At 33.9% G+C, this 19,493-nt stretch carries 21 protein-coding genes; 17 read left to right on the top strand and 4 right to left on the bottom strand.

The genetic code is table 11. The annotated features are described in order from the left end of the window. Window positions 1-81: 81 nt before the first annotated feature. The 12 genes from ACFFGL_RS02770 to ACFFGL_RS02825 all read left to right on the top strand — a co-directional run bounded on the left by ACFFGL_RS02770 (window position 82) and on the right by ACFFGL_RS02825 (window position 9,786). On the top strand, window positions 82-858 hold the full coding sequence (locus tag ACFFGL_RS02770; RefSeq protein ID WP_309728919.1) for a 3'-5' exonuclease: 777 nt from the start codon (window positions 82-84) through the stop codon (window positions 856-858). A gap of 6 nt (window positions 859-864) precedes the next feature. Beyond that, the gene (locus tag ACFFGL_RS02775) at window positions 865-1,479 is read left to right on the top strand and encodes a fumarylacetoacetate hydrolase family protein (RefSeq protein ID WP_309728917.1); all 615 of its coding nucleotides are present in this window, start codon (window positions 865-867) and stop codon (window positions 1,477-1,479) included. A gap of 17 nt (window positions 1,480-1,496) precedes the next feature. Continuing rightward, window positions 1,497-1,835: an Hpt domain-containing protein gene (locus ACFFGL_RS02780; RefSeq protein ID WP_309728915.1), complete on the top strand. Its 339-nt coding sequence runs from the start codon at window positions 1,497-1,499 to the stop codon at window positions 1,833-1,835. Between the two features lie 3 nt (window positions 1,836-1,838). Next, window positions 1,839-3,083: a competence/damage-inducible protein A gene (locus ACFFGL_RS02785; RefSeq protein WP_309728913.1), complete on the top strand. Its 1,245-nt coding sequence runs from the start codon at window positions 1,839-1,841 to the stop codon at window positions 3,081-3,083. Between the two features lie 88 nt (window positions 3,084-3,171). Next, window positions 3,172-3,411, top strand: a complete 240-nt coding sequence (gene rpmB / locus ACFFGL_RS02790; RefSeq protein WP_309728911.1) for a 50S ribosomal protein L28 — start codon at window positions 3,172-3,174, stop codon at window positions 3,409-3,411. A gap of 25 nt (window positions 3,412-3,436) precedes the next feature. Further along, on the top strand, window positions 3,437-3,619 hold the full coding sequence (gene rpmG, locus ACFFGL_RS02795; RefSeq protein ID WP_028375871.1) for a 50S ribosomal protein L33: 183 nt from the start codon (window positions 3,437-3,439) through the stop codon (window positions 3,617-3,619). Window positions 3,620-3,625: 6 nt separating this feature from the next. Then, a complete protein-coding gene (locus ACFFGL_RS02800; protein WP_309728901.1) occupies window positions 3,626-3,778 on the top strand; it encodes a DUF4295 domain-containing protein in 153 nt (50 codons plus the stop codon). A 192-nt stretch (window positions 3,779-3,970) separates the two neighbouring features. Beyond that, entirely contained in the window at window positions 3,971-4,930 is a 960-nt protein-coding gene (gene ftsY / locus ACFFGL_RS02805; protein WP_309728899.1) for a signal recognition particle-docking protein FtsY, read from the top strand. Between the two features lie 3 nt (window positions 4,931-4,933). Further along, window positions 4,934-5,236, top strand: coding sequence for a hypothetical protein (locus tag ACFFGL_RS02810; RefSeq protein ID WP_309728897.1), 303 nt, complete (start codon window positions 4,934-4,936; stop codon window positions 5,234-5,236). Between the two features lie 98 nt (window positions 5,237-5,334). Further along, a complete protein-coding gene (rimO, locus tag ACFFGL_RS02815; protein ID WP_309728895.1) occupies window positions 5,335-6,636 on the top strand; it encodes a 30S ribosomal protein S12 methylthiotransferase RimO in 1,302 nt (433 codons plus the stop codon). 90 nt (window positions 6,637-6,726) lie between these two features. After that, on the top strand, window positions 6,727-8,322 hold the full coding sequence (gene bshC / locus ACFFGL_RS02820; RefSeq protein ID WP_309728893.1) for a bacillithiol biosynthesis cysteine-adding enzyme BshC: 1,596 nt from the start codon (window positions 6,727-6,729) through the stop codon (window positions 8,320-8,322). A 75-nt stretch (window positions 8,323-8,397) separates the two neighbouring features. Further along, window positions 8,398-9,786, top strand: a complete 1,389-nt coding sequence (locus ACFFGL_RS02825) for a pyridoxal phosphate-dependent decarboxylase family protein (RefSeq protein WP_309728892.1) — start codon at window positions 8,398-8,400, stop codon at window positions 9,784-9,786. A 4-nt stretch (window positions 9,787-9,790) separates the two neighbouring features. Here the strand turns inward: ACFFGL_RS02825 and ACFFGL_RS02830 are convergent, their stop codons facing one another. Then, window positions 9,791-10,516, bottom strand: coding sequence for an SIMPL domain-containing protein (locus ACFFGL_RS02830; protein ID WP_309728889.1), 726 nt, complete (start codon window positions 10,514-10,516; stop codon window positions 9,791-9,793). Window positions 10,517-10,605: 89 nt separating this feature from the next. Between ACFFGL_RS02830 and guaA the strand changes: the two genes are divergently transcribed. The 4 genes from guaA to ACFFGL_RS02850 are packed head-to-tail and all read left to right on the top strand — an operon-like array spanning window position 10,606 to window position 15,009. Further along, window positions 10,606-12,135, top strand: a complete 1,530-nt coding sequence (gene guaA / locus ACFFGL_RS02835) for a glutamine-hydrolyzing GMP synthase (RefSeq protein WP_309728887.1) — start codon at window positions 10,606-10,608, stop codon at window positions 12,133-12,135. A gap of 13 nt (window positions 12,136-12,148) precedes the next feature. Further along, the gene (locus ACFFGL_RS02840; protein ID WP_309728885.1) at window positions 12,149-14,059 is read left to right on the top strand and encodes an amino acid ABC transporter substrate-binding protein; all 1,911 of its coding nucleotides are present in this window, start codon (window positions 12,149-12,151) and stop codon (window positions 14,057-14,059) included. A 1-nt stretch (window position 14,060) separates the two neighbouring features. Then, window positions 14,061-14,468 (top strand): OsmC family protein, encoded by a 408-nt coding sequence (locus tag ACFFGL_RS02845; RefSeq protein WP_309728884.1) that lies wholly within the window; start codon window positions 14,061-14,063, stop codon window positions 14,466-14,468. Continuing rightward, window positions 14,461-15,009 (top strand): DUF922 domain-containing protein, encoded by a 549-nt coding sequence (locus ACFFGL_RS02850; RefSeq protein WP_309728882.1) that lies wholly within the window; start codon window positions 14,461-14,463, stop codon window positions 15,007-15,009. The genes ACFFGL_RS02845 and ACFFGL_RS02850 overlap by 8 nt, the downstream gene beginning before the upstream one ends. On the opposite strand, the gene ACFFGL_RS02855 is transcribed toward ACFFGL_RS02850, so the two are convergent. From ACFFGL_RS02855 to ACFFGL_RS02865, 3 genes are all read right to left on the bottom strand, one after another. After that, the gene (locus tag ACFFGL_RS02855) at window positions 14,999-15,943 is read right to left on the bottom strand and encodes an NAD(P)H-dependent flavin oxidoreductase (protein ID WP_309728880.1); all 945 of its coding nucleotides are present in this window, start codon (window positions 15,941-15,943) and stop codon (window positions 14,999-15,001) included. The genes ACFFGL_RS02850 and ACFFGL_RS02855 overlap by 11 nt on opposite strands. A gap of 27 nt (window positions 15,944-15,970) precedes the next feature. Beyond that, on the bottom strand, window positions 15,971-17,164 hold the full coding sequence (gene mnmA / locus ACFFGL_RS02860) for a tRNA 2-thiouridine(34) synthase MnmA (RefSeq protein WP_309728878.1): 1,194 nt from the start codon (window positions 17,162-17,164) through the stop codon (window positions 15,971-15,973). Between the two features lie 65 nt (window positions 17,165-17,229). After that, a complete protein-coding gene (locus ACFFGL_RS02865; protein ID WP_309728875.1) occupies window positions 17,230-17,907 on the bottom strand; it encodes a toxin-antitoxin system YwqK family antitoxin in 678 nt (225 codons plus the stop codon). Window positions 17,908-17,968: 61 nt separating this feature from the next. On the opposite strand from ACFFGL_RS02865, the gene ACFFGL_RS02870 reads away from it, so the two are divergent. Further along, window positions 17,969-19,381 (top strand): fasciclin domain-containing protein, encoded by a 1,413-nt coding sequence (locus tag ACFFGL_RS02870; protein WP_309728873.1) that lies wholly within the window; start codon window positions 17,969-17,971, stop codon window positions 19,379-19,381. The last annotated feature ends 112 nt before the right edge of the window (window positions 19,382-19,493 follow it).

A 19,493-nucleotide genomic window follows, 5' to 3' on the forward strand; every position in this document is an offset into this window, starting at 1 on the left:
ATTAAAAAAATATTTTAAAAGCGCTAATTTTTTTTATCACTTCCATACCTTATAGTACATTTGTGATTAAATTCAATCGCAATGAAATTAAACCTCACCAAACCCATTTGTTTTTTCGATTTAGAAACTACAGGAACCAATATCGCAAAAGATAGAATTGTAGAAATAGCTATTCTAAAAGTGTTTCCCAATGGAAATAAAGAAAGCATTACGTTACGCGTAAATCCTGAAATGCCAATTCCACCTGAAGTAACAAAAATCCACGGAATTTCAGATGAAGATGTTGCTGATGAACCCACGTTTAAAACACTCTCAAAAAAAATATATGAATTTATTAAAGGCTGCGATTTGGGAGGTTATAATAGTAATCGTTTCGATATTCCACTTTTAGCTGAAGAATTTTTAAGAGCTGAAATAGATTTTGATATAAAAAATGCAGTAGCGATTGATGTACAAACCATTTTTCATAAAAAAGAAAAACGAACTTTAGAAGCCGCCTATAAATTTTATTGCGACAAAGACTTAGAAAATGCACACAGCGCAGAAGCCGATACAAATGCAACTTTTGAAGTTTTAGAATCACAGCTCGACCGTTATCCAGATTTAGAAAACGATACAAAATGGCTGGCAGAATTTAGCGCACATAAAAAATATGCAGACTTTGCCGGTTTTTTAGCTTATAATAAAGAAGGAAAAGAAATTTTTTCATTCGGAAAACATCGTGGAAAATTAGTAGAAAAAGTTTTAGAAGATGAGCCAGGTTATTACGGGTGGATACAAAACGCAGATTTTCCATTATATACCAAAAAGGTGCTTACCGCTATTAAATTGCGAAAATTATCTGAAAAGCTAAACTAACAAGCGATGAAAATTATCTGTGTAGGAAGAAATTACACCGAACATATTGCCGAACTTAAAAATGAAAAACCAGAAGAACCGGTTATTTTTTTAAAACCCGATACAGCCGTTTTATTAAAAAAGCAACCTTTTTTTATTCCAGATTTTTCATCGAATATACACTATGAAGTAGAATTACTCGTTCGTATAAAGAAAGTAGGTAAATATATTCAAGAAAAGTTCGCTCATAAATATTATGACGAGATTGGATTGGGTATCGATTTTACGGCGCGAGATTTGCAGCAACAATTAAAAGAGAAAGGTTTACCCTGGGAAAAAGCAAAAGGATTCGATGGGTCGGCGGTAATTGGAGAGCGTTGGTTTTCAAAAAAGGTATTTAAAAATATAGACGAAATTCCTTTTAGTTTGAAGAAGAACGGAAAAATTGTACAACAGACCGATACCTCGCACATGCTTTTTAAGATAGATGAATTAATTGCGTATATTTCGCGATATTTTACCCTAAAAATTGGCGATGTGATTTTTACGGGCACTCCGGCTGGAGTGGGAAAAGTACAAAAAGATGATACGTTAGAAGGGTTTATAGATGAAGAATCTGTTTTCTCTATTAACGTGAAATAACTGAGAAGACTAGAACAATGAAAAAATACAATTTAGAGCAAATTCAAGAAATGGCAGATGGAGATGAAGAGTTTATTCTTGAAATGGTAAAAACATTCACCGAAGAATTACCCGAAGATATTCATGCCATGAATGAAGCGGTAAATAATGGGAATGCTCAATTAGCCTATCAAACCGCTCACAAGATGAAACCCAACTTGCAAATTTTTGGCTTAGATTTAGCCCCAGAAGTCAAAAAAATTGAAGGTTGGGCAAAAAATTCTGCCATGAAAGAAGATATTTTACCCTATGCAAATATCGTTTCAGAAACTGTACTTACCGCTTGTAAAGAATTAAGAGAAGATTTCAACCTCTAATATATGAATGCTGAAATAATCACGATTGGTGATGAAATTCTAATAGGGCAAATTGTCGATACCAATTCGGCTTTTATTGCTAAAAAATTAAATAAAATAGGAATAGACGTAGCTCAAATCACTTCTATTCAAGATGAAGAATCTCATATTTTGCAAAGTATAGAAGATGCTGCAAAAAGATCACAAATTGTTATTCTAACCGGCGGTTTAGGGCCAACTAACGATGATATTACCAAAAAAACCTTGTGTAAATATTTTCAAGATGAAATGGTTCATCATCAAGAGGTTTTAGTGCATATAGAAAAACTGTTTGAAAAATTAGATACTCAAATCTCTCAGCTTAATCGCGATCAAGCAATGTTGCCGTCCAAAGCAATTGCTTTACACAACGAGTATGGAACCGCTCCAGGAATGTTTTTCGATGAAAACGGAATTGTGTATGTTTCGCTTCCCGGTGTTCCTTTCGAAATGAAACATCTGCTAGAAGAAGAAGTTATTCCAAGAATTCAAGACCGTTTCGAGCGTCCGTTTATAGTTCATAAAACCGTTCTTACTTATGGAGTGGGAGAAAGTACGATTGCTCAAAAAATAGCAGATTGGGAAAACGCACTTCCTAATTTTATAAAACTGGCCTATTTGCCGGGTTTAGGAAGAGTTCGTTTACGTCTTTCAGCACGTGGAAACGAGGAACAAAAATTAATCGCGGCAATCGATACCCAAATTGAAAGTCTTCAGTTACTCATTGGTGATATTATACGCGGTTATGAAGATGAAGAAACCATAGAAGAGCGAATTGCAAAAAAATTGAATCAACATAATTTCACTGTTGCAACCGCAGAAAGTTGTACCGGCGGAAAAATAGCGGCTCGTTTCACTACTTTTCCCGGAGCTTCAAGTTATTTTAAAGGAAGCATCGTGACCTACGCAACTTCAGCTAAGAATGATGTTTTAAAAATTCCGAAAGATTTTATTGAAAAATATTCTGTTGTAAGCGCCGAGATCACAGAAGAAATGGCAAAACGTACCCGAAAATTATTTCATTCCGATTTTGCTATTGCTACTACGGGCAACGCCGGGCCCACAAAAGGCGATAGCGATGCAGAAATAGGAACAGTTTTTATAGCCATCGCCAGTAAAGAAAATGTTGAGGTGTTTGAATTTAATTTAGGGAATCAACGAGAAAAAGTAACTGAAAAAGCTGTAAACAAAGCATTTGAATTGCTATTAAACCACTTAGAAAAAATATAATAAAAATTATATCTTAATAGTTGTAACTTAAGTAAAAAAATCGTTAATTTGCATCCTGTTTTGAAATAACGAGAAAAGATCAGAAAAAATGTCAAGAGTTTGTGAACTTACCGGGAAAAAAGCAATGGTTGGGAATAACGTTTCTCACGCAATGAATAAAACTAAACGTAAATTCAACGCGAATTTAGTTAAAAAACGTTTTTATATTCCTGAAGAAGATAAATGGATTACCTTAAAAGTATCTACTTCTGCTTTAAAAAATATTAATAAAAGAGGAATCTCTGCTGTCATCAAAGATGCAAGAGCAAACGGATTCTTAAAAAAGTAATCAAACCCTTTAATACCTAAGAGAAATGGCAAAGAAAGGAAATAGAGTTCAGGTTATATTAGAATGTACAGAACATAAAGCATCTGGAAAACCAGGTACTTCAAGATACATTACTACAAAAAATAAAAAGAATACACCGGATAGAATGGAGTTAAAGAAATTTAACCCAATTCTTAATAAAATGACGGTTCACAAAGAAATAAAGTAATAAGTTATGGCAAAGAAATCGGTAGCATCATTACAAACAGGATCTAAAAGACTTACAAAAGCCGTGAAAATGGTAAAGTCTGAAAAAACTGGCGCATATACATTTGTAGAACAAATTATGGCTCCAGACCAAGTAAATGACTTTTTCAATAAAAAATAAGTTCATTATATAATAGTGAAGCCGTTCCGTTTTTTTCGGGACGGCTTTTTTGTTTTGTGTATATTTGCTTTTTAAAAATAATTAGGGCGTTTCCCCGTTACCACGGGGGCGGGCTATCGGCAGTCGCTATTTGTTTTTCCAAACAAATGAGCTTCAACAAAGCCTTTATCCCTAACGCAAAAACGTGTACGTATGGGCTTATTTAAAAAAATATTTTCAAAAGAAAAAAAAGAAACCTTAGACAAAGGGTTAGAAAAATCTAAATCAAGTTTTTTCGGCAAACTAAGTAAAGCCGTTGCCGGAAAATCGAAAGTAGATGATGAAGTACTCGATGATTTAGAAGAAGTACTCGTTTCAAGTGACGTTGGCGTTGCTACGACTATAAAAATTATAGATCGAATCGAAGAACGCGTGGCACGCGATAAATATTTAGGTACAGACGAACTCGATAAAATTCTGCGCGAAGAGATAGCGGCTCTTTTAAGTGAAACCGGTTCGGGAGAGCATACAAGTTTTCCACTTCCAACAAAAAAACCATACGTAATTATGGTAGTTGGTGTAAACGGCGTAGGAAAAACCACTACCATTGGGAAGTTAGCATATCAATTTAAAAAGCAAGGTAAAAAAGTAGTTTTAGGAGCAGCAGATACCTTTAGAGCAGCAGCAATAGATCAGTTACAAATTTGGGCAGATCGCGTAGATGTTCCTATTGTAAAACAAAAAATGGGAAGCGATCCGGCTTCAGTAGCATTCGACACTATTCAAAGTGCTGTTAAACAAGATGCCGATATTGTTATAATCGATACTGCGGGAAGATTACACAACAAGGTTAATTTAATGAATGAATTAACGAAAGTAAAACGTGTAATGAAAAAAGTGGTAGACGATGTTCCTGATGAAGTTTTATTAGTATTAGACGGTTCTACCGGACAAAATGCTTTTGAACAAGCCAAACAATTTACTGCCGCGACAGAAGTAACTTCACTTGCGGTAACAAAACTTGACGGTACAGCAAAAGGTGGCGTAGTAATTGGAATTAGCGATCAGTTCAAAATTCCCGTAAAATATATTGGGGTAGGAGAAGGCGTTGAAGATTTGCAAGTTTTCAATAAAATGGAATTTGTAGATTCGTTCTTCAAACAAACTATTTAAATAATGACAAACGAAAATAGACCTAAACCTTTTTCAAAAGAACGAACAAAAGCCACACTCTGTAAAATTATTTTCTTTTACAGTATTTTTTACGTGGTAATGAAAGTAATCGCTGCTTTTAAAGGACTTTGGGTTATACCGAATTTAGTGTTAACCTTACCTTATTTAATTTTTGCAGCCATTGGATTTTGGATGACAAAAAATCAGAAATTTTCTTGGTTTTATGTAGTATTAGGGATTATTTTAATTTCGTTTGTCCGGTATTATGAAGTTCAAATGATGGAATGGCTTCAAGCGAATATCTAAACTATTCATTTTTAGAAAATTAATTTATTCTAAGACTTTTCTTTAAACAAATCTTTTCACGATTAGATTTGTATCTTTGCACACATTTTTAAAATATTATGCGAACAAAATCACGGAAGAAGAACAAGATTAATGTAGTAACGCTGGGTTGTAGTAAGAATATCTATGATTCTGAAGTGTTAATGGGGCAATTAAAAGCCAACAATAAAGAAGTTGTTCACGAAGAAGAAGGAAATGTTGTTGTAATTAATACCTGCGGATTTATCGATAACGCGAAAGAACAATCGGTAAATACCATTTTAGATTTCGCTCAGAAAAAAGAAGAAGGTTTAGTAGATAAAGTTTTTGTAACCGGATGTTTGTCGGAACGCTATAAACCTGATTTAGAAAAAGAAATTCCGAATATCGATCAATATTTCGGGACTACAGAATTACCTGCATTGTTAAAAGCGCTAGGTGCCGATTATAAACATGAATTATTAGGAGAACGAATCACCACAACGCCAAAAAATTACGCATTTTTAAAAATTGCTGAAGGTTGCGATCGTCCATGCTCATTTTGTGCGATTCCGTTAATGCGTGGTGGACATAAATCTACGCCAATCGAACAATTGGTAAAAGAAGCCGAAGGTTTAGCAAGAGATGGCGTAAAAGAATTAATTTTAATAGCACAAGATTTAACTTATTATGGTTTAGATCTTTATAAAAAAAGAAATTTAGCAGAATTACTCCGCGCGTTGGTAAAAGTTGAAGGAATAGAATGGATTCGTTTACATTACGCATTTCCTACCGGTTTCCCGATGGATGTGCTCGATGTAATTAAAGAAGAACCAAAAGTTTGTAATTATCTTGATATTCCGTTGCAACATATTTCAGACGATTTATTAAAGTCGATGCGCCGCGGAACTACCCATAAAAAAACCACCGATTTAATAAATAAATTCCGTGAGCTAGTTCCAGAAATGGCAATTCGAACCACGTTAATTGTGGGTTATCCGGGAGAAACCGAAGCCCATTTTCAGGAATTAAAAGATTGGGTAAAAGAAATGCGTTTTGAGCGTTTAGGAGCTTTTACGTATTCGCACGAAGAAAATACGCATGCTTATAATTTAGAAGACGATGTTCCTGAAGAAGTTAAACAAGAACGCGCAAATGAAATAATGGAAATTCAATCGCAAATTTCTTGGGAGCTGAATCAGCAAAAAATTGGACAGGTTTTTAAATGCGTAATCGATCGAAAAGAAGGAACTTATTTTGTGGGAAGAACACAATTTGATTCTCCAGATGTTGATAACGAAGTGCTTATCGATGCCAATAAATATTACCTGAAAACAGGAGATTTCGCACAAATTAAAATTACCGAAGCTGCAGATTTCGATCTTTACGGAGAGCCGGTTTAGGTTTATTTAGAAAAAATCGTCTTTAACTAAAAATTAGTAGAAAAAACATTCAACAAACGTATCTTTGAGGTTTTCAAGATTTTTTGTTTTATGGCTGACTGTATTTCTTACCGCGATACCAATTATTTTTCAAACTTAATTACAGATTATTTAGCTGAAGAAAAAAAGCTCGATCCGTTTTACGGTAATTTTCCCAAGATTGAAAATTTTGAAAAGCAAATTGAAGAAAAGAAAAAGAGTTATTCGGTAGAGAATAGAAAAATTTTAGTAGAAACGCTGCAAAAGCAATATGCCAATTTTTCTATTTCAACAGCAACGCAAGAAAATCTCCAACTTTTAGCACAAGAGAATACCTTTACCGTTACTACCGGACATCAATTAAATTTATTTACCGGTCCGCTTTATTTTTTATATAAAATAATTTCCACAATTAATCTGTGTGAGAAATTAAAAGAAAAATACCCAACCTGCAATTTCGTCCCAATTTATTGGATGGCAACCGAAGACCACGATTTTGAAGAAATTAATTTTTTCAATTTCAAGGAAAATAAAATCCAATGGAATCGTAAGGCAAACGGAGCCGTAGGAGAATTAAATACCAATGGATTAGAAAAAGTTTTTGAAGAATTTTCAACTAACTTAAACGCTTCAAAAAATGCAGAAGAATTAAAAAAACTTTTTAAAGAAGCTTATGTAGAACATGAAAATCTTTCCGCTGCGACGCACTATCTTGCTAATGAATTATTCGGTGAAGATGGACTTGTAATTCTTGATGCTAACCAGAGAAGCTTAAAAAAACTTTTCATTCCCTTTGTAAAAGATGAATTGCTTAAGCAAACTTCACACACCTATGTTCAGGAAACCACTACTCAACTTTCAGAAAAAAACTACAAAATACAAGTAAATCCGCGTGAAATTAATCTTTTTTACCTCAAAGAAAATTTACGGGAACGTATAATTGAAGAAGAAAATCAGTATTTTATTCATGAAACCGAATTACGTTTTTCTGAAAAAGAAATGTTAGAAGAAGTAGAAAATCATCCTGAACGTTTTTCACCGAATGTAATTATGCGTCCGCTTTATCAAGAAGTAATTCTTCCGAATTTAAGCTACATTGGCGGTGGTGGCGAATTGGCATATTGGTTTCAGTTAAAAGAATATTTTAAAGCTGAAAAAGTTCCTTTTCCAATTCTTTTACTTCGCAATTCTGCTTTATTAATTTCAGAAAAGCAACAAAAAAAATTAAATAGGTTAGGAGTTTCCCTTCAAGATTTATTTCTAAACCAAGCCGATTTAAAAACAAAACATACTCAGAAAATTTCTGAAATTGACATCGATTTTTCTAAACAAAAAAAACACTTAGAAAATCAATTTTCAGAATTATATAATTTAGCTGAAAAAACCGACAAATCTTTTATCGGTGCAGTTGCCGCTCAAGAAAAAAAGCAAATTAACGGACTAAGCCATTTAGAAAAACGTTTATTAAAAGCACAAAAGCGAAAATTAAAAGATGAACTCGATCGTTTAACAACTTTACAAAACGAACTATTTCCGAAACAGAATTTACAAGAACGCCAAGCAAATTTTAGTGAATTTTATGAAGCTTATGGAAATGGTTTAATTCAACTTTTAAAAGAAGAATTAGATCCGTTAAAGCAAAAATTTTCTATTATTGAATTAAAATAATTCTCAAGACTTAAAATCTATATTTTTAAATCTCGATTATCGAGTAAAATAATTTCTACTGAAAATTCTCCCCTTATGAAAAGTATGCACTCCGTTGATATCGATACTGTTGAAATGACACTAGATATCATGAAATACGCGATTAATAGAATTTCTAATAGTGCGCCAGATTTAGGTTCGCCCAAAAAGGAAGAAGAATTATTAAAAAAAGTAGGAGAGACAGTTACGAAAGAAGGAATTGGCGGCGAAAAGGCATTTAAATTATTTAGAGATGTGCTTTCAAAAGCCACCGTTCCGGTAGATCATCCGCGTCATTTGGCTTTTGTACCTGCTGCACCGACGCGAGCAGCGGTTTTATTCGATTTAGTAACTTCCGCAGCGAGTATTCATGGCGCCTATTGGATGACCGGCGGTGGCGGAATTTTCTGTGAAAACCAAGCCATGAAATGGTTAGTTTCCTTAACCGGTTTGCCCGAAGGTGCGTTTGGTGTTTTTACCAGCGGCGGAACTTCAGCAAATCTTTCGGCAATGATTGCAGCGCGCGAAGCTTGGCGAGATCAGAATAAAGAAAACCAGGCGTTAAGAGCTTTGTTAATCACATCAAACGGAGCGCATTCTTCTGTAAAATCGATGGCAAAAGTAATCGATGCTGATATTATTTTAGTGGATGATGACGATGAAGATAAATTAACCGGGAAATGGTTGCAAAAAGCGATTAATAAGTTAAGTGAAATTGATCGAAAACGTTTATTTGCCGTAGTAGCGACCGGAGGAACTACAAATGCCGGAATTATTGATGAATTAGATGAAGTTGCTCAAGTTTGTGAAAATGAAAATATTTGGTTTCACGTAGACGCTGCTTATGGTGGAGGCGCTTTAGCTGCTCCTTCCGTTCGACATTTATTTAAAGGAATTGAACGAGCCGATAGTATTACCATAGATCCGCATAAATGGATGTTTTCTCCTTATGACTGTGGCGCTGTAATTTATAAAAATATAGAATTAGCCAAAAACGCGCATTCGCAAAAAGGAGCTTATTTAGATATTTTTAAAGATGAAGGAGCTCAAGGATTTAATCCGGCAGATTATCAAATTCAACTTACCAGAAGATTACGCGGTTTACCACTCTGGTTTTCATTAGCGATGCACGGAACTGAAAAATATACAGAAGCAATTGAAAGAGGTTTAGAACTTGCCCAAAATGCAGCCAAACAAATTGAAGCTGCCGAACATTTAGAATTGGTAAGAAAACCAAGTTTATCGTGTGTACTTTATAGAAGAAAAGGGTGGAATGCTGAAGATTATAAAGATTGGACTTATAAAAATCATAAATCTGGTTTTGCTTTGGTGACCCCTACAAAATGGACAAAAAATGGTGAATCGGAAACAATTTCACGTTTTTGTTTTATAAATCCAGATACCACAGAAAAAGATATTCAAGAAATTTTAGCTTCGATGGAATAATGAATTAATCAATTTCATACGCTAATCGCATAGTAATAGAAGCAGTTTTATTTTTACTAGAGGTATTATAAGCGCCGCTCCAGCTATAATCTTCACCGCTATTTTGCCCGGTAATTTGAAAAACACCCATATCGGCACTTTTTAATTTTCCTAAGTCGCCGCCGGCATTTTTAGCGATTCGTTCGGCTCTTAATTTAGCGTCTTCCGTGGCCTTAGAAATCATTTCAATTTTTAAATCGGCTAATTTGGTGTAATAATAACGTGGAGGCGTAGAATTAAATTGAACACCTTTATTTAAAAGTTCAGTTATTTCACGCGAAACTTCTTCAATTAATTCTACTTTGCTAGATTCAATTTTTACGGTTTGCGTGAGATCATAACCTTCAAATTTTGTACCTACAAATTTTCCGTTTTCGTATTGACTTTGTGTGCGTTCGTTGGTTTGAACGGAATTAAAAATAATATTTTCCGCAGCAATCCCTTTTTCAACTAAATAATTTTTTACCACTTGCTTATCGATATCAATTTTTTCATAAGCTTGTTTTAAATTGGTATTAAACTGATTAAAACTTCCTTCCCAAACAATTAAATCTGAAGTGAAATTTTTGCTTCCCGAACCAGTAACATTAATAACATCATTTGTATTGGCTCTTTTTATATAAGCATTTCCTAAAAAATAAGAAGCTAAAACAATTGCAATTGAAAAAATGACTGCACTTAAATATTTCATTGTAAATACTTTTTTAGAATAGAAAAAATAAAGGTAGAAAAAACTCAAGTTAGTCCTTTAAATTTTAACTCAAATTATTACTTTTGCCTATGCAAAATAACGTACTTATATTAGATTTCGGTTCGCAATACACGCAATTAATTGCGAGAAGAGTTAGAGAATTAAATATTTATTGCGAGATACATCCTTACCACAAAATTCCTGATAATGTATCTGAATTTAAAGCAGTAATTTTATCAGGAAGTCCGTTTTCTGTTCGCGCAGAAGATGCTCCACATCCAGATTTATCAAAAATTAGAGGAAAAGTTCCCATGCTTGCGGTATGTTATGGCGCACAATATTTAGCACATTTTCATGGCGGAAAAGTTGAACCTTCTAATACGCGTGAATATGGAAGAGCAAACTTATCGTTAATTAAAGATGGCGAAACACTTTTTGATGAGATTACTGAAAATTCTCAAGTATGGATGTCGCATAGTGATACGATAAAAGAATTGCCTAAAAACGGAATTAGAATAGCAAGTACGCACGATGTTTTAAATGCCGCTTATAGAATTGAAGGGGAAGAAACCTTTGCCATTCAATTTCACCCTGAAGTTTATCACTCTACCGATGGAAAGCAATTGCTGGAAAATTTCTTAGTGAAAATAGCGAAAGTAGCCCAAGAATGGACGCCTGAAGCTTTTGTAGATTTAACGGTAGAAGATTTAAAAAAGCAAATTGGAAACGAAAAAGTAGTATTAGGATTAAGTGGCGGTGTAGATTCTACAGTAGCTGCAGTTTTACTGAATAAAGCCATTGGCGATAATTTATATTGCATTTTTGTAAATAACGGGTTGTTACGTAAAAATGAATTCAACAGCGTATTGCATCAATATAAAGATATGGGCTTAAACGTTAAAGGAGTAGATTCTTCGGCACGTTTCTTGGATGCTCTAAAAGGAATAAGCGATCCTGAAGAAAAACGTAAAAAAATAGGAAATACATTTATTGAAGTTTTCGATGATGAAGCACATGAAATTACCGATGTTACTTTTTTAGCACAAGGAACAATTTATCCTGATGTTATTGAATCTATTTCGGTAAATGGTCCATCGGCAACTATAAAATCGCATCATAATGTTGGTGGTTTGCCAGATTTTATGAAACTGAAAATAGTTGAACCGTTACGAATGCTTTTTAAAGATGAAGTAAGAAGAGTAGGAGCAGAAATGGGAATCGATCCTGAATTATTAGGGAGACATCCATTTCCCGGACCAGGATTAGCAATTCGAATTTTAGGTGATATTACCGCTGAAAAAGTTCGTATATTACAAGAAGTAGATCATATTTTTATTCAAGGTTTAAAAGATTGGATGTTGTATGATAAAGTATGGCAAGCTGGCGCAATTTTACTTCCGGTAAGTTCTGTAGGTGTAATGGGAGATGAGCGAACGTATGAAAAAGTGGTCGCTTTAAGAGCTGTAGAATCTACCGATGGAATGACAGCCGATTGGGTAGATTTACCATACGATTTTCTACAAAAAACCTCGAATACGATCATAAATCGTGTAAAAGGGGTAAATAGAGTTGTATATGATATAAGCTCTAAACCACCCGCTACGATTGAGTGGGAATAAAAAAATAAAATTCATGAGAAAATTAGTAATCTGTTTACTAGTTGCCGTTTTTTTTAATGCTTTCGCTTTTGCGCAAAGCTATAAAACACATCGTGTTCAAGAAGGTGAAACTGTTTCATCGATCGCTAAAAAATATGATGTTACCGAAGAGGCAATTTACAAACTGAATCCTGATGCTAAAAATGGAAAGATAGTTGCAACCGTTTTAGTAATTCCTTTTGGTGAAACGCCAGATGGCGTTTCGGGTTCTAACGTTTTGCGTTTTAAAGAATATGAAGTAGAACCTAAAGGAACTTTATACAGCATCGCAAAAGAAAATCATATTAGCGTTGAAGATCTAAAAAAATACAATCCCTATTTATATAAAGAAGAATTAGGACAAGGCGATCGTATTCGAATTCCGATTTTTAATAAGCGAGAAGTCGTAGATTTTAATGAATCGGTACAAAATTCAACCTTCAAAAACTTAAAACATATTGTTTTACCAAAAGAAGGAAAATACAGAATCGCTAAAAAATATGGAATGACGGTTGAAGAACTGGAAGCTTTAAATCCTCAAATGGGCGATTTACAACCGGGACAAGTTTTAAACGTTAATAACCCGAAAGCTATCGCTGAAGAAAAAGAAGCGAATTCCGATAAATTTTTAAGTTATGAAGTTCAACCGAAAGAAACCTTTTATAGCTTAACTCGTCAGTTTAATATTTCAAAAGATTCTTTAGAAGAATTAAATCCGCAATTGGCAAAAGAAGGTCTAGAAGCCGGAATGACGCTAAAAATTCCAAAACCTGATTATCTAAAAGGAGATACATTAAGTGTTGGAAATAAAAATATTATAAAACTTGAAAAATATATTACCAATACTTCACCTAAACGAATTGCAATTATGCTTCCGTTTAATTTGCAAGAGTTTCAACGCGATAGTATTGATAAAGCGGAACAATTAAAAAAAGACCGTGTACTTAGAATTTCACTAGATTTTTATAGTGGCGTGATTGCCGCAATCGATTCCATTGAAAAAATGGGAATTTCTGTAAAAGCGAAAATTTTTGATACACAACAAAGTACATCACACGTAAAAAAGCTTTTAAACGAAGAGAATTTTGAAAATTATCAAGCCATAATCGGTCCGTTGTTAACTTCAAATTTAGAGGAAGTTTCCAAGGCATTGGCTTCTTATGATATTCCGGTTTTATCGCCGTTAACCAATAGTGAATTGCACGGAAAAGATAATTTATACCAAACTCGGCCTTCTGCAATGGTAATGGAAAAAGCCTTAGTGACTTATATTGATAGCTTAAAGGAAGGAAAAAATATTTTAATTCTTACCGATGAAAAACATTCGTATTTAAGAGATAAATTGGCGTACCGTTTTCCTAATGCAAACGTTATTAAGCAATCGAATAAAGAATATCTTCAGCGAAAAGATTTAACCAATGCGTTGTCAAAAGACAAGGAAAATTGGGTTATTCTTGAGTCAGATGAATTAGGCTTAATCAGCAACGCGACTTCTTACTTAAATTCTATGGCAGACAATTATAAGATTCGCTTATTTACTTCCAATAAAAGTGAACCTTATGACGATGAAGTTTCCAATCAATACCTGAGTAATTTAAAATTTACTTATGCTTCAGTCGCTAGAGAATATGATTTAAAAACCCGAAATGGTTTTGCAGAAGCGTATTCAAAAAATTATGGAATTATACCAAGCAAATATGCTGTTCGTGGATTCGATATTACGTTTGATGTATTATTGAGATTGGCTACTGCTGAAAATTTAGCAGAATCGATTAAAAGAGAAGGAACTACAGAGTATGTAGAAAACCGATTCAATTATCATAAGAAAATGATTGGCGGTTATTATAATGACGCGGTTTACTTAATTGAATACGGTGAAAATTTAGAATTAAAAGTTTTAAATTAAAATGACTTCAACAGCAATTTATAAAGAAAATCTTCGAGTAGAAAACACACATTTACAAAGCAATTCTACTTATTTTACAGACGCGCCGGTCGATAATAATGGAAAAGGAGAAGCTTTTTCACCAACCGACACGGTCGCGACTGCTTTGGCAAATTGTATGTTAACCATCATGGGAATTAAAGCGGAACAGCATAAAATTAATATGAACGGAACCAAAGCTGAAATTACCAAAACAATGGCTTCAAATCCCAGAAGAATTTCAAAAATTGAAATAGAAGTTCATTTTCCTTCATCGTATGCTGAAAAAGAAAAAAGCTTGCTTGAAAAAGCAGCTGTAACTTGTCCGGTTTTTTACAGTTTACATCCCGATATCTCGAAAATAATTAATTTTCACTATCCTAATGCGTAACATATCCTTCATATTATTTTTCTTCGGAAGCTTTTTGGGAATCGCTCAAGAAAATGAGGAAAAATTATATTGGAGTGAAACTACCTTAACGTGGAAAGATTTTAAAGGAAAACCAGACCCTACAAATCCATATCAAGCAAATACCTATTCAGGATTTTCTTTTTCATGGTCGCTGCAAAACGATGCAGATGGAAGAAAATTTGTATATGAAATAAAAAGCTATTTTTTACCAAATCAATCTTGGGTAAAAGATGGGAAAGAAACCGATTATTTATTAAACCACGAACAACTTCATTTTGATATTTCTGATTATTACGCAAGAAAATTCAACCAAGAATTAATTGATTTTGATGATAGCGGAAGCTTAAAACAAGTTCAGCAGCGTTTACAAAAAATCTATCAAAAAATAGAAAACGATCGGCAAACAATGCAACAAAAATATGATAAGGAAACCGATCATTCTAAAAATAAGGAAGCGCAACAAAAATGGAATGAGAAAGTAAAAGATTTGCTATCGCAACTTCCTAAACTTAAAAATTAGCTACTTCTTTTTTCGCTTTTTCAAAATCCTTAATAATTTCTTTTACAATCTCGGCGGCAGGTTTTATTTCATGAATCAATCCGCTAATTTGTCCGATTTCTAATTCTCCTTCCTCTAAATCACCTTCAAACATTCCTTTTTTAGCACGTGCTCTTCCTAATAATTCAATGAGTTCTTCTTTAGAAGGATTTTTTTTGTAGAGTTCCAACACGTCATTAAAAAATTTATTTTTTAGCATTCGTACTGGTGCTAATTCTTTTAACGTAAGTTGTGTATCGCCTTCTTGAGAATTTACTACTAAATCTTTAAATGCTTGGTGCGATGAAGCTTCGTTACTCGCTACAAAACGACTCCCGATTTGTACCGCATCGGCGCCGAGAACCATTGCGGCTAGCATTCCGTTACCGGTAGCAATTCCGCCTGCGGCAATTAATGGAACGCTCAGTTTTTCTTTTACCATCGGAATTAATGTAAATGTAGTGGTTTCTTCTCGCCCGTTATGTCCGCCGGCTTCAAAACCTTCAGCAACAACTGCATCAACTCCGGCAGCTTCAGCTTTTAAAGCAAATTTTACGCTACTTACTACATGAACAACTTTAATTCCGTTTTCTTTTAAAATTGGCGTCCATGTTTTAGGATTTCCTGCGGAAGTGAACACAATTTCAACTTCTTCTTCAATAATAATATCCATGATTTTATCGAGATCTGGATATAACATCGGGACGTTTACACCGAAAGGTTTATCGGTTGCTTTTTTGCATTTTTGAACGTGTTCTCTAAAAATTTCAGGATACATAGAACCTGAACCGATTATTCCCAATCCGCCGGAATTACTAACAGCGCTGGCTAATTTCCAGCCACTCGCCCAAATCATTCCCGCTTGAATTAATGGATATTGAATATTGAATAAAGAAGTGATTTTATTGTTTTGCATGAATTATTCGTTAAGTGAATTTCAAAGTTAAGAAATTACACCAGAACCTAATAATTCTTCGTCTTGATACCACGCTACAAATTGCCCTTCGGTAATTGCAGTTTGCGCATTTTCAAAAATAACATACAAACCGTTTTCAGTTTTGTAAAGCGTTGCTTTTTCTAGCGGTTGGCGATACCGAATTCTTGCACTAACTTCTAAAGATTCATCATTTTGAAGTTGTAAATCTTCGCGAACCCAATGAATTTCATCGTTAGCAATAAATAAACCTTTGCGCAATAATCCTGGATGATTTTTTCCTTGTCCAGTGTAGATAATATTATTTTTAACATCGGTTTCAATAACAAATAAAGGTTCGGGTGTTCCGCCAACAGCTAAACCTTTTCGTTGACCTTTTGTAAAATAATGCGCACCATTATGCGAACCTACTTTTTTTCCTAAATCAGGTTGATAGCTGTATTTTTCGCTAAGCACTACTAATTCTTCTTGTTTTGAACTGAAATTATTTTCTACGGATTGATAAATCGAGTCTTCAGAAGAAATTTCTACAATATCACCATTTTTAGGCTGTAATTTTTGCTGAAGAAAATCTGGAAGTCTAACTTTTCCGATAAAACAAAGTCCTTGTGAATCTTTTTTTCCGGCGGTCACCAATTCTTGTTCTGCTGCGATTTTACGAACTTCACTTTTTTGAAGTTCACCAATAGGGAAGAGGGTTTTTGCCAATTGCTCTTGCGAGAGTTGACATAAGAAATAAGATTGATCTTTGTTTTTATCTTTTCCCGCCAATAATTGGTAAATTTTTTTTCCCTCTTTTTCAATCTCTCCTTTTCGGCAATAATGACCGGTGGCTACATAATCGGCGCCTAAAGAAAGCGCGATTTTCATGAAGACATCAAACTTTATTTCACGATTACATAAAACATCGGGATTTGGCGTTCTTCCACGCTCATATTCATTGAACATATAATCTACAATGCGTTCTTTATATTCTTCGCTTAAATCGACAGTTTGAAAAGGAATATTTAGTTTATCGGCAACCAACATGGCATCGTTACTGTCGTCTAACCACGGACATTCATCACTAATCGTAACGGAATCGTCGTGCCAATTTTTCATAAAAAGACCGATTACTTCATAACCTTGTTCTTTTAATAAATAGGCAGTTACACTAGAATCTACGCCACCACTAAGACCAACAACAACACGCTTTTTATTCACAATAAACTAATTTTTGAGATTGCAAAATTAACCAATTTGTCGCAGTTTAAGAGCCTACCTTTCAGTTAATATTGTTTGACTTCATCTAGTGAATTATTTTTGTAGAATTTCCATTCGCCGGTTCGTTTACCTTGCTTATAATTTCCTTCAGAAATTAAATTGCCGCTCGCGTTATAAGTTTCGGTTGAACCGTGAAGTTTACCATCTTTGTAGGTGTACGACTGAATTAACGTTCCATTTTTAGCGTAGATTAAATTTTCGCCATTTGCCACGCCATTTTCAAAGTGTTTTTTTTCAGTAATTTTTCCATTAGGGAAATAAACGATTTTCCACCCATTTAATACATCATTTTTATAGGTTTCTTGCATCATCAGGTTTCCATCTTTGAAATAATATTTCCAAATCCCTTCCCTTTTTTTATCGATCATATTTCCTTTGCTGACCAATTCTCCCTTTTTAGTGAAAAATTTAACCTGAACACTATCGTGTTCAGCAAAATAAGTTTTAGTGGCCGTAGGTTGATCTTCACTTTTTGGCTTGTAAAATTTAAAAGTTCCGATTTCTTTTCCGTGTTCAAAAGTACCTTCGTAGCGAATTTGATCGCTCCCTTCATATTTTTTAATCCATTCGCCGTGACGTTTTCCTTGTTTATCGAATTGATTAATTTTTTCAGATTGACTGAAACTACTTGAAGTAATTAAAATAAATAAGAGCAAGAAGACGTTTAGCTTTTGTACAAACATGGAGTTTAAATTTTTTTATCTGTTGATTTAAGCTTTATTTTAGCAAATAAAACATTAAAAGATGAATTTTAGTATAAAACGTATTTATTTTATCGCAATAAGTTTGCCGCTTTTTTTATTTACTTCTTGTACCGACGATGATGATAATGGGAATGTAATTGAAGGAACAAATTCTATTGTAAATTATATGGAAACCAATGAACAATATTCTTTGTTCGCTCAAGCGGTAGAACGCGCGGGGCTTTCTGGACGTTTAAATGGAAATGCCGGGACGTATACATTTTTTGGTCCTACAAATACCGCGATGGAAGCTTATCTGCAAGAAAATAATTTTGCGAGTGTGGATGATATCCCGAAGGATCTAGCATTTCAATTGGTTTCTAATCATATTTTGGAAAGTTTAAATTTTAAAGACAATTTTACTACTGGTTATTTAAAAACATTAGCTACTGTGCCTAAAAATGACAGCATTACTATAAATATGAGTTTGTTTGTGAATGCTAATGAAGACTTGATTTTTAATGCGAATACAAAAATAACTTCCGGTGATATTGAAGTTGATAATGGCGTTTTTCATCAAATAAATCACGTATTAGACTTACCGACACTTAAAACTTTTTTAATTGCCGATGAGAATATGACTCCTTTTTACAATAAAATCACAGAAGCTTCTATTGATACTGATTTTGAAGAAAAAGTGACTTCGGAAGAAAGTTTTATCACGCTATTTGTTCCAAATGAAAACGCGGTTGCAAGTTTTGAAGACGAAAATATTACCGATGCCGACCAATTAGATAATATTTATAGAAATCATTTATTAACAGGGTTAAAAATTTCCACCGATTTTAGTAACGGCTACATTTCAACTCAAGCTACTGAAAATTATAGTGGAAACAACCAATTCTTGAATGCGTATATTAATACTCAAATCGGTGCATTTATAAATAATCAAGCGACAATTGTTGTTCCAGATATTGTAGGTGTGAATGGCGTAATTCACGTAACCGATGAATTTATTCCACTAGGAAATCTTTCCATTTTTATTCGAGCCGATCGAACTTTAAATACAATAGTTGAAGCTTTTACCCGTGACGATCAAACAACTGAACAATATTTAGAGCGTTTAAGTGAAGATTCTTCAACTTCTACTGACGCGCCGTTTACTGTTTTCGCTCCTGATGATAATGCTTTTGAAGAAGTTTTGTTAGAGCTTTATCCAGATCAAAATGCAGTGTTGACCGATGTTCCGCAACAAACCTTAACGGATATTTTAAATCTTCATATTGTGCCAAACACAAGTTTGAAAAGTAGCGAATTTTCTGATATGAATTTACAAACCTTAGGAAGTTCAATTCAGTTAAACGCTTCCGATTCAACATTAATTTCTAATGGAAGAAGCGCTAAAATAATCCCGTTAAATGCCCAAGCTACCAACGGAATTTTACACAGTTTGGAAACAGTTTTGTTGCCTTAAAATAATTTATAAAATTTAGAAATATTTAAAGGCTATCTGAGAAGTATTAAAAAAAACGTCAGTCTGAATTTATTTCACAATCCCATCATATTTAGCTACAAATCAGTATGGG

The sequence above is a fragment of the Mesonia maritima genome (genome assembly GCF_042433895.1).
GTDB lineage: Bacteria > Bacteroidota > Bacteroidia > Flavobacteriales > Flavobacteriaceae > Mesonia > Mesonia maritima.